At 70.0% G+C, this 12,646-nt stretch carries 11 protein-coding genes; 5 read left to right on the top strand and 6 right to left on the bottom strand.

Annotated features, from left to right (window positions below; genetic code table 11):
* Window positions 1-181 precede the first annotated feature (181 nt).
* From ADK54_RS20905 to ADK54_RS20885, 5 genes are all read right to left on the bottom strand, one after another.
* On the bottom strand, window positions 182-865 hold the full coding sequence (locus ADK54_RS20905) for a response regulator (protein ID WP_053727186.1): 684 nt from the start codon (window positions 863-865) through the stop codon (window positions 182-184).
* Window positions 866-874: 9 nt separating this feature from the next.
* Window positions 875-2,152 carry a sensor histidine kinase gene (locus tag ADK54_RS20900; protein WP_053727185.1) on the bottom strand — a complete coding sequence of 426 codons (1,278 nt, stop codon included), beginning with the start codon at window positions 2,150-2,152 and terminating at the stop codon, window positions 875-877.
* 88 nt (window positions 2,153-2,240) lie between these two features.
* Window positions 2,241-3,107, bottom strand: coding sequence for a DUF4429 domain-containing protein (locus ADK54_RS20895; protein WP_053727184.1), 867 nt, complete (start codon window positions 3,105-3,107; stop codon window positions 2,241-2,243).
* Between the two features lie 117 nt (window positions 3,108-3,224).
* Window positions 3,225-4,436, bottom strand: coding sequence for an alpha/beta hydrolase (locus ADK54_RS20890; protein ID WP_053727183.1), 1,212 nt, complete (start codon window positions 4,434-4,436; stop codon window positions 3,225-3,227).
* A gap of 158 nt (window positions 4,437-4,594) precedes the next feature.
* A complete protein-coding gene (locus tag ADK54_RS20885) occupies window positions 4,595-5,227 on the bottom strand; it encodes a TetR family transcriptional regulator (protein WP_053727196.1) in 633 nt (210 codons plus the stop codon).
* A gap of 137 nt (window positions 5,228-5,364) precedes the next feature.
* On the opposite strand from ADK54_RS20885, the gene ADK54_RS20880 reads away from it, so the two are divergent.
* Complete coding sequence (locus ADK54_RS20880) at window positions 5,365-6,963, top strand: MFS transporter (RefSeq protein WP_053727182.1); 1,599 nt, start codon at window positions 5,365-5,367, stop codon at window positions 6,961-6,963.
* Between the two features lie 162 nt (window positions 6,964-7,125).
* The gene (locus ADK54_RS20875; RefSeq protein WP_053727181.1) at window positions 7,126-7,494 is read left to right on the top strand and encodes a peptidase inhibitor family I36 protein; all 369 of its coding nucleotides are present in this window, start codon (window positions 7,126-7,128) and stop codon (window positions 7,492-7,494) included.
* 199 nt (window positions 7,495-7,693) lie between these two features.
* On the opposite strand, the gene aceE is transcribed toward ADK54_RS20875, so the two are convergent.
* Window positions 7,694-10,426 (bottom strand): pyruvate dehydrogenase (acetyl-transferring), homodimeric type, encoded by a 2,733-nt coding sequence (gene aceE / locus ADK54_RS20870; protein ID WP_053727180.1) that lies wholly within the window; start codon window positions 10,424-10,426, stop codon window positions 7,694-7,696.
* Between the two features lie 439 nt (window positions 10,427-10,865).
* Here aceE and ADK54_RS20865 point away from each other — a divergent pair, with 439 nt between their 5' ends.
* From ADK54_RS20865 to ADK54_RS20855, 3 genes are all read left to right on the top strand, one after another.
* The gene (locus tag ADK54_RS20865; protein ID WP_053727179.1) at window positions 10,866-11,288 is read left to right on the top strand and encodes a DUF3052 domain-containing protein; all 423 of its coding nucleotides are present in this window, start codon (window positions 10,866-10,868) and stop codon (window positions 11,286-11,288) included.
* Window positions 11,289-11,402: 114 nt separating this feature from the next.
* Entirely contained in the window at window positions 11,403-11,861 is a 459-nt protein-coding gene (locus ADK54_RS20860; protein ID WP_053727178.1) for a peroxiredoxin, read from the top strand.
* Between the two features lie 163 nt (window positions 11,862-12,024).
* Complete coding sequence (locus ADK54_RS20855; RefSeq protein ID WP_053727177.1) at window positions 12,025-12,600, top strand: TerD family protein; 576 nt, start codon at window positions 12,025-12,027, stop codon at window positions 12,598-12,600.
* The last annotated feature ends 46 nt before the right edge of the window (window positions 12,601-12,646 follow it).

Genomic DNA, 12,646 nt, shown 5'->3' with positions numbered 1-12,646 from the left:
GCGTCACACTGCGGGGCCAGGTGGGGGGTGGTACCTGGGTAGGGGGTGGGTGGGATTTTCCCCCACCCCGCCCCTTCCCGCTGTGACACTCTGCGGCTCCGCCGCGTGGCCTCCGGGGGTTGAAGGACCCCTGGGGCGGAGCCTCGGGGGTAGCTCGCGTGGCCCCCCCGGGAGGGTCGGGCTACCCCGGGTCGCCAGGTCGGACCACGCCCGCCTCGTAGGCGAAGATCACCGCCTGGGCCCGGTCCCGGAGGTCCAGCTTCGCCAGGACCCGGCCGATATGCGTCTTCACGGTCTGCTCGGCCAGCACCAGCCGCCCCGCGATCTCCTGGTTCGAGAGGCCCCGGGCGATCAGTTCCAGCACCTCCGTCTCCCTGGGCGTCAGCCCGTTGAGACGCAACGCCGCCGTCCCCTTGCGCGGCGCCGGCCGCTGCGCCGCGAAGTCCGCGATGAGCCGCCGCGTCACGGAGGGGGCGAGGAGGGCTTCCCCCGCCGCCACGACCCGTACCGCCCCGATCAGGTCGGCGGGCGGCGCGTCCTTCAGGAGGAACCCGGACGCCCCCGCGCGCAGCGCCTCGTACACGTAGTCGTCGACGTCGAAGGTGGTCAGCATCAGCACCTTGGGCCGGTGGACGACCCCCACCGGCGGGTCCAGGATCTCGCGGGCCGCGGCGAGCCCGTCCATCTCGGGCATGCGGACGTCCATCAGGACCACGTCCGGGTGGGTGGAGCGGGCCACCTCGACCCCCTGGCGGCCGTCGGGCGCCTCGCCCACCACGTCGATGTCGGCCTGCGCCGAGAGCAGCGCGGCGAACCCCGCCCGCACCATGGCCTGGTCGTCGACGATGATCACGCGGATGGTCAACTGGCGTCCTTAGGAGGGGAGTTCGGGTGCCGAAGCACAGTCCAGGGGCAGGCGCGCCGCGACCCGGAAACCGCCGTCCGGCAACGGCCCCGTATCCAGCGACCCGCCGGTCAACCGTACGCGTTCACGCATGCCGACAAGCCCGTGCCCCGTACCGGAGGCCTCCAGCGGTGAAGTGCGGCCCGCTGCCGGGCCGTTGACGACGACCACCGTCAGATGCCGGTCGTCGCACGTGACGGAGATGCGGGTCGTGGCGCCCGGCGCGTGCCGTACGACATTGGCGAGGGCCTCCTGCACGATCCGGTACGCGGACAGGTCGACCGCGGGTGGCAGCGCCGGCAGGTCCGCGGCCAGCGAGAGTCGGGCGGGCAGACCGGCCCGTACCGTCGCCTCGACGAGCTGCTGGAGGCGGTCCACGCCGGGCTGGGGAGCCCGCTCGCCGCCCTCCTCGCCGCTGCCGTCGCTCCGCAGCACCGCGAGCAGACGCCGCATCTCGCTCAGCGACTCCCGGGCGCTGGACGCGATGGACTCGAACTCCCCGCGGGCCGCCTCGTCGAGCCCGGTCAGCCGGTACGGCGCCGAGTCGGCCTGCACGGTGATCACCGACATGTGGTGGGCCACCACGTCGTGCAGCTCGCGCGCGATCCGGGCGCGTTCCTCCAGGAGGGTGCGCCGGGCGCGCTCGCCCTCGCTGATCGTCTCCTGCTCGGCGAGCGCCCGCTCGGCCTCCTCCCGGCTGCGTACCGCGCCCGTGAAGGCCAGCATCACGCCGGTGAGCACGAAGAGCAGGACGTACGTGCTGGTGGAGCCGCTCGGCGGGAAGATGCCGAGGGCGAGGCTGGCCGCGCCCGTCGTCAGCCACACCGCGACGAGCGTGCGGGTCGTCTCGCGCAGCCCGAGGCAGGCCATGAGGGCCAGGTAGCCGACGATCACCATGGGCGTCCAGGGCCAGGCGCGGCCCACCGTATCGGCGTCGAGCAGCAGGAGCGCGCCCAGCACGTCGAAGGCCAGGACGATCACCCAGGCCAGCATCGGCCGGGTCACGGCGAGCAGCAGCGGCACCGTCTGGGCCACCCCCAGCGCTCCGGCCCAGCCGCCGCCCAGCCGGTAGTCGCCGGCGAGCACGGTGACGGTGACCGGCAGCAGCGCCACCACGAAGCAGCCGACGACGACGTACGGGCTCCAGCGCTGCCAGCGCTTGGGCGCCTGCGAGAACAGCGGCCGGGTGGCTTCGGGCGGTGGCCGCAGCAGGGCGAGCGCGCGGTGGGAGACGGGTGCGATCTTCATGACCGGGCCAGCGTAGGCAGCACCGGGGCTCCCGCGCGTCATACCGGGGTGCCACCCGTACCCCGGACCCGGGTATCAGTGCGGCGCTCTACAGCTCCGCGAGCAGCTCCGTCTTCTTCGCGGTGAACTCGTCGTCCGTGACCAGGCCCGCCCGGTGCAGGTCACCCAGGTGGCGGATCCTTTCCGCGATGTCCGCGGGGTCGCGCCTGCCCGCCGCGACGGGGACCGCCTGGTGCGGGATGGCGGGGCCGCCTCCGCCCCGTACGGCCGCGAGGACCGCCGCCGCGAAGGGCAGGGACTCGTGCACCGGGCCGTAGCCGAGGCCGAAGACCACGGACGCCGGGTCCCGGTCGGCCTGGGCGGCGGATCCGTCGGCCTCGCGGCGCAGCAGGCGCAGGTGGCCGTCGAAGACCTCGGGGGAGCGCCACTCGACGCCGCTGAGCGCCGCGACCGGGAAGGTCTGGTCGCCGGCCTTCCACTTCTCGGAGGAGGCGCCCGTCCAGAACCAGCGGAAGGTTACCTGCCGGCCGTCGAAGGCGGCCCTGCCGTCGTACGCCTTGAAGTTCAGCGGGGCCTCGGGCGCCGCCACCAGATGGCGTTCGGCGGGTCCGGCGGCGTCCGGCGGCAAGGCGTCCCGCAGCTCGTCCGCGTAGTACTCGGCGAGCGTCTCGCGCTCGGCCGGAAGGACCAGGCGGTAGGGGTCGCAGGACTCCTTCAACTGGCCCGCCGCGGCATCCATCAGCGGGTCGGCGCCCGGTCTCGGCACCGCGTGCAGCACCACCGTGCCGCGTTTGCCCGGGGCGAGCGTCACCGACTCCAACGCCTCGTGGGGGATGCGTCGTTCGCGCAGCGCCTGGAACAGCTTCGGCGCGCGGATCCCCCGTTCGAAGCGGATGAGCACGGAGTCGGACTCGAACTCCCAGGTGGCATGAATTCCGGCCAGCACATCACCCATGCGCCTCATCGTAGGCGGCGCACGCCCGCGCGTCCCCCCTCGGAGGAAACCCCGCCATCGCGCGACCGCTCCGGCGATCACGCGGTGTCTGCGCGTGTCAGCCCGTCACGGTGCCCGTCAAGCCGCCGGCCGGTCGGAAATCCCGCTGCCGCAGCCGGCCCCGCCGTCGGCGCAGCCGACCGTCTGATACGCGCCAACTCCGATGGCGGCGAAGTTGGCGAGGCTCTTGGTGCCCGGCTCGAAATAGCCGGTGTGGCCGATGGCTCCGGCCGCCGACAGGACCCGCGCCCCGAAGGCCGCCGAGACCGGGTCGGCGCCGTGGCCGAGGCCCGCGACGTCCAGGTACGGCACGTCCTGGATCCAGTCGTCCTTGTCCCGCATCGCCCAGACCCGCGCCGAGGTGTCCAGCTGGGCGGCGTTGCGCACCCGCATGCCGGGGCTGCCGGCCACCGCGATGTCGCTGACCCGGGGCGGCAGCTGACGCGACGAGACGCCGCACACGACCGAGCCGTAGCTGTGGCAGAACAGCTCGACCGAGGACTTCCCGGGCAGCGCGCGCACCATCGCCGACAGCCGTACGGCACCGTCCTCGGCCAGTTTGCCGATGGCCGCATCCATGCCGAGGCCGGCCGGTGCGGTGTAGTCGGCCCAGGCGATGACGGCGGTCCGGGTGTCCGGCGCGGCCGCCTGCTCGGCCGCGTACAGCGACTGGGCCATGCCGACCGGGGCGGTGTTCTTCTTGCTGGTCTTCTCGAAGGTCAGGACGTCGGTGTCGACTCCGGGGACGATCACCGAGACCCGCTCCGCGTGGTCCAGGTCGCCGAAGACCTCCGCGACCCGGCCGGTGTCGGAGGGGTCGAAGGCGAGGATCTGGCGGCCGTCGTCGAGCAGCGAGTCGAACCGGTGCATCCGGCGGCCCGCGTCCTGGCGGCCGTCGGCCGAGAGCCTGGTGTCGACCATGCGTTTTTCCTCGACCGCGCGTGCCTCGGTGAGCGCGACACGGTTGGCCCGGTAGCGCAGCGGTACGGGGGCACCGTTCAGGTTGCCCACGACCAGCGGGTACTGGTGGGCGAGCGTGCCCTGCTCGGCGGGGGTGAGCGAGCCGAAGAACTGCGCCAGCTGCTGGGCGGTGGCGTCGGCCTTGGGCAGCTTGTGGCCGTCTATCGTGCCCCGCGCCCAGGCGGCGAGCGCCTTCGCACGCGGTTCGGAGTCGCCTGCGTGGCCGCGGATCGCCGTCCAGCCGGAGGTCGCGAGCATGACGAACACGACGGCGAGCGCGAGCAGCGCGCGCCAGGCGTTCAGTGTGGGGGAGGAGTCGAAGGAAGTCACTGCTGACCACAGTAGGAGACCCTGGAGGTCCACCGGGCTGACAGTGACTCAGATCACGTTTGAGCGGAGGGTGGTCTCACCAAGAGCGCGCGCGGGCGCACGCTCCGTACGTCCGGGACGCGGTCCTGGCGTGTCGGCCGTCACCCTCCCGGCGTGAGTCAGGCGCGCCAGTCGTCGGCCAGGGCGGGGCCGAGATGGTCCAGGTAGCTCGCGGTCAGCTCGCGGATCGCGGCCACGCTGGGGTCCTCGCCCTGGCCCCAGAGTCCGCCCGCCACCCGCATCACGCCGGTGAAGGCGGCCACGGCCACCCGGGGCCGCGGGTCGGTGTCGATGTCGAGGCCCTCGCGCTCGGCGATGAGCCGCGCGACCTGCTCCTCGACCTCCGCCGAGCGGCGCAGATGGACCGCGAGCAGCGCCGGGGTCGACTCGATCACCTGGTACGTCCGCATGTACAGGGTGACCGGCACGACGGGGGACAGGAGCTCCTCGATGGTGTCCCAGGCCGAGAGCGCCGCACGCCGCATGGCGGTGAACGGGCCCTCCGCTGGCGGCCGTTGGCGCAGCGCGTCGACGAAGTGCGACTCGATGGCGTCCTGGGCCGCGAAGACCACGGCCTCCTTGTTGGCGAAGTAGCGGAAGAAGGTGCGCTGCGAGACGTCGACCGCGTCCGCGATCTCGTCGACGGTCGTCTGCTCGTACCCCTTGGTGGTGAAGAGTTCCAGGGCCACCCGCAGCAGTGCGTCCCGGGTGCGCTGCTTCTTCAGCTCGCGCAGGCCGCCGCTCGGCGCCATGGGCCGCTGCTCCACCGTCACTTCGTGGTCCTCTTTCAGTCAATTTGGCGTGTTCAGTTTAGCTGTGAGCCACGTGACAGCTACCGACTTGTGAAATGGTTTGTCAACTGTCAGCGGCTGACATTAGCCTGGATCGCATGACTAGTCAGACCACCGTCGAAAAGGCGCCACAGGACGAGATACCGGCGCCGGCCAAGGGGCTGCGCGGCCACCCCTGGCTGACGCTCTTCGCCGTGGCCATCGGCGTGATGATGGTGGCGCTCGACGGCACCATCGTGGCGATCGCCAACCCGGCCATCCAGCACGACCTCAATGCCTCGCTGCAGGACGTCCAGTGGATCACCAACGGCTACATGCTGGCCCTGGCCGTCTCGCTGATCACCGCGGGCAAGCTCGGTGACCGGTTCGGCCACCGCCAGACCTTCCTCATCGGCGTCGTCGGCTTCGGCGCCGCCTCCGGGGCCATCGGTCTCTCCCACAGCGTCACCTTCGTCATCGCCTTCCGTGTCCTTCAGGGACTGTTCGGCGCGCTCCTGATGCCGGCCGCGCTCGGCCTGCTGCGCGCCACCTTCCCGGCCGAGAAGCTGAACATGGCGATCGGCATCTGGGGCATGGTCATCGGCGCCTCCACCGCGGGCGGCCCGATCCTCGGCGGCGTACTCGTCGAGCACGTCAGCTGGCAGTCCGTCTTCTTCATCAACGTGCCGGTCGGCGCGATCGCCCTGGTCCTCGGCCTGCTGATCCTGCTCGACCACCGGGCGGAGAACGCGCCGAGGTCGTTCGACATCCTCGGCATCGTGCTCCTGTCGGTCGCGATGTTCTGCATGATTTGGGCGCTCATCAAGGGCTCGGAGTACGGCTGGGGCAGCGGCAGGACGCTCGCGTTCATCGCGGCCGCCGTGATCTGCTTCGTCCTCTTCGCCCTCTGGGAGACCAAGGTCAGGGAGCCGCTCATCCCGCTCGGCCTGTTCCGGTCCGTACCCCTTTCGGCGGGCACGGTCCTGATGATCCTGATGGCGTTCGCCTTCATGGGCGGCCTCTTCTTCGTCACCTTCTACCTGCAGAACGTGCACGGCATGTCGGCCGTCGACAGCGGGCTCCATCTGCTGCCGCTCACCGGCATGATGATCGTCGCCTCGCCCATCGCGGGCGCCCTGATCACCAAGCTCGGCCCGCGCGTCCCGCTGGTCGGCGGCATGGTCTGCACCGCGGTCGCGATGTTCGGCATGTCCCGGCTGACCGTCGGCACGGGCACCGTCACCATGTCGATCTGGTTCGCGCTGCTCGGCCTCGGCCTCGCCCCGGTCATGGTCGGCGCCACCGAGGTCATCGTCGGCAACGCCCCCATCGAGCTGTCCGGCGTCGCGGGCGGTCTCCAGCAGGCCGGCATGCAGGTCGGCGGCTCGCTCGGCACCGCGGTGCTCGGCGCCGTGATGTCCTCGCAGATCAGCTCCAAGCTGCCGGAGAACTGGTCGGCGGCCGGGCTCGGCAAGCTGGCGGGCGAGCCGCTGTCCCAGGCGTCCTCGGCCGTGTCGGTCGGCGCCGCCCCGGTCGCGCCGGGCACCCGGCCGGAGGTCGCCGCCAAGATCGCGGGCGTCGCGCACGACACGTTCGTGTCAGGCATGAGCAGCGCGTTCACGGTCGCCGGGATCGTCGCGGTCGTGGCCGCCGCGGTCGCCATGTTCACCAAGCGCGGCGAGAACGCGGAGGCGGCCGCGGGCGCGGGCCACATCTGACCCCGTCAACTCCCGTACGTGAAAGCACCGTCGGCCCGGTCCGGCGGGGCTTTCACCTATCCGGATGATCTCGTCCCACGTCCCCGGGAACCCGGAACCGCCCCCGCCCGCCCCGCGTTCCCATGATCCAACGGATCGAATCGACATGGGAGTTGACCTCATATGCGTACGACGACGACCACGGTGGCCCTGCTCGCGGCGACGGCTTTCCTGCTGCCCACCTCCGCCCACGCCGCCTCGGGCCCGCGCCTCGGGGACTGCGCGGCGGGCGAGCTCTGCCTCTGGAGCAAAGCGGGCTTCAAAGGCGCACGGCAGGTGTACGACCTGACGCACATCGACATGGAGAGCTGCACCACGCTGCCGCCGGGCACCGACGCCCAGTCCCTCGCCAACCGCATGGGGCGCCCGGTCACGACCTACCAGTCCGCCGAGTGCGCGGAGACGTCCGAGTTCGACACACACCCGGGCGCCGGGACCTGGATGCCCCAAGTCCCTTATCGTGTACGGGCGTTCAAGGTGTGGGAGAGCTGAGGAGTCGTACCCGCCCGCATCGACACCCTGCCGGCCATCAGCTGGCTGGTGGGCGCGGCGAGCGTGGGCAACGGAGTCTTCTGACGTATCCGTGAACAATCGAAGGGTGGCCGATTCCCCGAGGAATCGGCCACCCTTCACGCAGGCTCACCTGCAAGGCCCGGGGAAAACCCCGCAGCACCCACCGCACTCCGCACTACTACGCGTCGCCGCCAGCCGCACCGGGGTCAGCCGCAGTCACATCCAGCAAACGGTACCGATCGACCGCCTGCTTGAGCGCCGACCGGTCGACCTTCCCCTCCCGCGCCAGCTCCGTGAGGACGGCCAGCACGATCGACTGCGCGTCGATGTGGAAGAAGCGGCGAGCCGCACCCCGTGTGTCGGCGAAGCCGAACCCGTCCGCGCCGAGCGACTGATACGTGCCCGGCACCCAGCGCGCGATCTGGTCCGGAACGGCCCGCATCCAGTCGGAAACGGCCACGAACGGACCCTGCGCGCCCTGGAGCTTCCGCGTGACATAGGGGACGCGCTGCTCCTCCTCGGGGTGCAGGAGGTTGTGCTCCTCCACCTCGACGGCCTCGCGGCGCAGCTCGTTCCAGGAGGTCGCCGACCAGACGTCCGCCCGTACGTTCCACTCCTCGGCCAGGATCCGCTGGGCCTCGATCGCCCACGGCACGGCCACGCCGGACGCCATGATCTGGGCCGGAATGGCGCCCGAAGTGCCCGCGCTGTAGCGGTGGATGCCCTTGAGGATGCCGTCCACGTCGACGTCCGCCGGCTCGGCCGGGTGCTGGATCGGCTCGTTGTAGACGGTGAGGTAGTAGAAGACGTCCTCGCTGTCCGGGCCGTACATCCGGCGCAGACCGTCCTTGACGATGTGCGCGATCTCGTAGCCGAACGCCGGGTCGTAGGCGACGCAGCCCGGGTTCGTCGAGGCGAGCAACTGCGAGTGGCCGTCCGCGTGTTGCAGACCCTCGCCCGTCAGAGTCGTGCGTCCCGCGGTCGCGCCGAGCACGAATCCGCGCGCCAACTGGTCGGCCATCTGCCAGAACTGGTCGCCGGTGCGCTGGAATCCGAACATCGAGTAGAAGACGTACACCGGGATCAGCGGCTCGCCGTGCGTGGCGTACGCCGAACCCGCGGCGATCAGCGAGGCGGTGCAGCCGGCCTCGGAGATGCCGTCGTGCAGCATCTGCCCGGTCGGCGACTCCTTGTAGGCGAGCAGCAGGTCGCGGTCGACCGCCTCGTACTGCTGGCCCAGCGGGTTGTAGATCTTGGCGCTCGGGAAGAACGCGTCCATGCCGAAGGTGCGGTACTCGTCGGGCGCGATGAGGACGAACCGCCTGCCGATCTCCTTGTCCCGCATCAGGTCCTTCAGGATGCGGACGAACGCCATCGTGGTGGCGATCGACTGGTGGCCCGAGCCCTTCTTGGCGACCGCGTACGTCTTGTCCTCGGGCAGGACCAGCGGCTTCGAACGCACCACGCGGGTCGGCACGTAGCCGCCGAGCCCGAGCCGGCGGTCGTGCATGTACTGGATCTCCTCGGAGCCCCGTCCGGGGTGGTAGTACGGCGGCGCGCCGGACTCCAGCTCGGCGTCCGTGATCGGGATGTGCAGCCGGTCCCGGAAGCCCTTGAGGTCGTCGACCGTCAGCTTCTTCATCTGGTGGGTCGCGTTGCGGCCCTCGAAGTTCGGGCCCAGCGTCCAGCCCTTGACGGTGTGCGCCAGGATCACGGTCGGCTGGCCCTTGTGCGCCTTGGCCGCCGAGAACGCCGCGAAGATCTTCCTGTGGTCGTGGCCGCCACGCCCGAGGTGCAGGATCTGCTGGTCGGTCATGTTCTCGACCATGGCGCGCAGCCGCTGGTCGTCGCCGAAGAAGTGGTCCCGGATGTACCCGCCGGTCTCGGTGGCGTACGTCTGGAACTGGCCGTCCGGCGTGGTGTTCATCTTGTTGACCAGGATGCCGTCGCGGTCCTGCGCGAGCAGCGGGTCCCAACTGCGGTCCCAGATCAGCTTGATGACGTTCCATCCGGCACCGCGGAACTGCGACTCCAGCTCCTGGATGATCTTGCCGTTGCCGCGCACCGGGCCGTCCAGGCGCTGGAGGTTGCAGTTGACGACGAAGGTCAGGTTGTCCAGGTTCTCGCGGGCCGCGATGGACAGCTGGCCGAGCGACTCGGGCTCGTCCATCTCGCCGTCGCCGAGGAACGCCCACACGTGCGACTTGGAGGTGTCGGCGATGCCGCGCGCCTGCATGTAGCGGTTCATCCGCGCCTGGTAGATCGCGCCGAGCGGGCCGAGGCCCATCGAGACGGTCGGGAACTCCCAGAAGTCCGGCATGAGCCGCGGGTGCGGATAGGACGAAAGCCCGTACGGCGCCTTCGACTTCTCCTGGCGGAACGCGTCGAGCTGCTGCTCGCTGAGGCGGTCGAGCAGGAAGGCGCGGGCGTAGATTCCGGGGGACGCGTGGCCCTGGAAGAAGATCTGGTCGCCGCCGTCACCCTCGTCCTTGCCCCGGAAGAAGTGGTTGAAGCCCACGTCGTACAGGGAGGCGGAGGAGGCGAACGTGGCGATGTGGCCGCCGACGCCGATGCCCGGGCGCTGCGCCCTGGACACCATCACGGCCGCGTTCCAGCGCGTGGCGTTGAGGACCTTGCGCTCGATCTCCTCGTTGCCGGGGAAGAACGGCTCGTCCTTGGTTGCGATCGTGTTGACGTAGTCCGAGCTGCGCATCTCGGGCACGGCCACGCGCTTCTCGCGCGCCCGCTCGATCAGCCGGAGCATCAGATAGCGGGCCCGTTCGCGGCCGCGCTCGTCGACGGCGGCGTCCAGGGAGTCGAGCCACTCCTGGGTCTCTTCGGGATCGAAGTCCGGGACCTGGCTCGGCAGGCCGCCAATGATGATCGGGTTGCGATCGGATCCGGAAGCCACGCTGTTCCTTCACTGTCGGGGGATGCGGAAGACAGCCAATTCTGCGCCGCATCCCATCGTGTACCGCTGGGGCGCAAACGTCATCTCTACTGAGAGGTAACCGAGAGGTAACCGTCACCCGAGCAGGAAGTAGGCTCAGGGCCTGGACGGGTCGGGCCAAATCGCAACCTTACGCTCAACCCGGCCAACCGTTCCCGAAGGGTGTTCGGGCCCGATTGGAGTACCCAAAGGAACAGAACGGCGCAAACAGTCACCAATGGTGTGGGATGAATCACCGACGGGGATGCGGATGTCCCTGAACACCGCCACACTGACCCCCAAAGGGCGGGTTCGGAGGCCGGGTACTTGCGAGATTCGTCCCGCCCGTGTGGACTACGCCCAATGCCACGCGTATGCGCGCGGCTGCAGAACTTACCGAATCAAGATCAGGAGGCAAGCCGTGAGCGCGACCGCGGACCACGCGGAGGAGCGGACCAACCCGGCCATGAGGCTGGGGTTCGAGCCCGGACAGGTGGTCCAGGAGATCGGTTACGACGACGACGTCGACCAGGATCTCCGCGAGGGCATCGAGTCCCTGATTGGCCAGGATCTCGTCGATGAGGACTATGACGACGTCGCCGACGTCGTGCTGCTGTGGTTCCGCGACGAGGACGGCGACCTTACGGACGCCCTGGTGGACGCCATCGGTCTCCTTGAGGACGGCGGCGCGGTCCTGCTGCTGACCCCGAAGACGGGCCGGGACGGATACGTGGAGCCCAGCGACGTCAACGACGCCGCGCAGACCGCCGGACTGTCGGCGGCCAAGAGCGTCAGCGTCGGGAAGGACTGGTCGGGCACCCGCCTGAAGTCCCCCAAGCGCTGATCCACCCTCACGCCCCACAGGGCCCCCTCAGGCACAGCCTGAGGGGGCCCTGTGCATAGGGGGGTGCGTAGGGTGGGGTTCACCAGATCGGCCCATTGAAGGGAAGGCGTTTCCATGGCTATCGAGGTCGGCACCAAGGCCCCGGAGTTCGAGCTCAAGGACAACCACGGCCGGACCGTGAAGCTCGGCGACTTCCGCGGCGAGAAGAACGTGGTGCTGCTCTTCTACCCGTTCGCCTTCACCGGCGTGTGCACGGGCGAGCTGTGCGAACTGCGCGACAACCTGCCGAAGTTCGTCAACGACGACACCCAGCTGCTCGCCGTCTCCAACGACTCCATCCACACCCTGCGCGTCTTCGCCGAGCAGGAGGGCCTGGAGTACCCGCTGGTCTCCGACTTCTGGCCGCACGGCGAGGTCAGCCGCGCCTACGGCGTCTTCGACGAGGACAAGGGGTGCGCGGTGCGCGGCACCTTCATCATCGACAAGGAGGGCGTGGTCCGCTGGACCGTCGTCAACGCCCTGCCGGACGCCCGCGACCTGAACGAGTACCTCAAGGCGCTCGACACCATCTGACCGCGGCACCGCGCCCGGTCCCGCCCGGCCGACACCCGATGATCGTTCGGCCGAATCGTCTGTTTGACCCGGGAACCGGTTACTAGGATCCATTCGTTGATCCGATGCCAACGCACGACGGGGACGCTGTCCAAGCCGGCCCCTCACACCATTGGGAGGACTCGTGGGAGTCAGCCTCAGCAAGGGCGGCAACGTCTCGCTGACCAAGGCCGCCCCCAACCTGACCGCGGTCATCGTCGGTCTGGGCTGGGACGCACGCACCACCACCGGGGGTGACTTCGATCTGGACGCCAGCGCCCTGCTGACCAACGACCAGGGCAAGGTCACCAACGACGCGAACTTCGTGTTCTTCAACAACCTCAAGAGCCCCGACGGCTCCGTCGAGCACCAGGGTGACAACCTCACCGGTGAGGGCGAGGGCGACGACGAGGTCATCAAGGTGAACCTGGCCGGGGTCCCGGCCGACGTCAACAAGATCGTCTTCCCGGTCTCGATCTACGAGGCCGAGAGCCGCCAGCAGTCCTTCGGCCAGGTGCGCAACGCCTACATCCGCGTCGTCAACCAGGCCGACGGCCAGGAGCTCGCCCGGTACGACCTGAGCGAGGACGCCTCGACGGAGACGGCGATGGTCTTCGGCGAGCTGTACCGCAATGGCGCGGAGTGGAAGTTCCGCGCCATCGGCCAGGGCTACGCCTCGGGCCTGCGCGGCATCGCGCAGGACTTCGGCGTCAACGTCTGAGCCGACCACTCGTGTGTCCGGCGCCGCACCCCTTGTGGTGCGGCGC

Source organism: Streptomyces sp. WM6378 (genome assembly GCF_001279695.1).
GTDB lineage: Bacteria > Actinomycetota > Actinomycetes > Streptomycetales > Streptomycetaceae > Streptomyces.
This window is presented reverse-complemented; position numbering and strand designations above follow the sequence as displayed.

Coding starts and splice junctions, on each gene's coding strand:
- ADK54_RS20860 (WP_053727178.1), top strand. CDS start 11,403: ATGGCTATCGAGGTCGGCACCAAGGCCCCGGAGTTCGAGCTCAAGGAC.
- ADK54_RS20875 (WP_053727181.1), top strand. CDS start 7,126: ATGCGTACGACGACGACCACGGTGGCCCTGCTCGCGGCGACGGCTTTC.
- ADK54_RS20880 (WP_053727182.1), top strand. CDS start 5,365: ATGACTAGTCAGACCACCGTCGAAAAGGCGCCACAGGACGAGATACCG.
- ADK54_RS20885 (WP_053727196.1), bottom strand. CDS start 5,227: ATGGCGCCGAGCGGCGGCCTGCGCGAGCTGAAGAAGCAGCGCACCCGG.
- ADK54_RS20895 (WP_053727184.1), bottom strand. CDS start 3,107: ATGGGTGATGTGCTGGCCGGAATTCATGCCACCTGGGAGTTCGAGTCC.
- ADK54_RS20900 (WP_053727185.1), bottom strand. CDS start 2,152: ATGAAGATCGCACCCGTCTCCCACCGCGCGCTCGCCCTGCTGCGGCCA.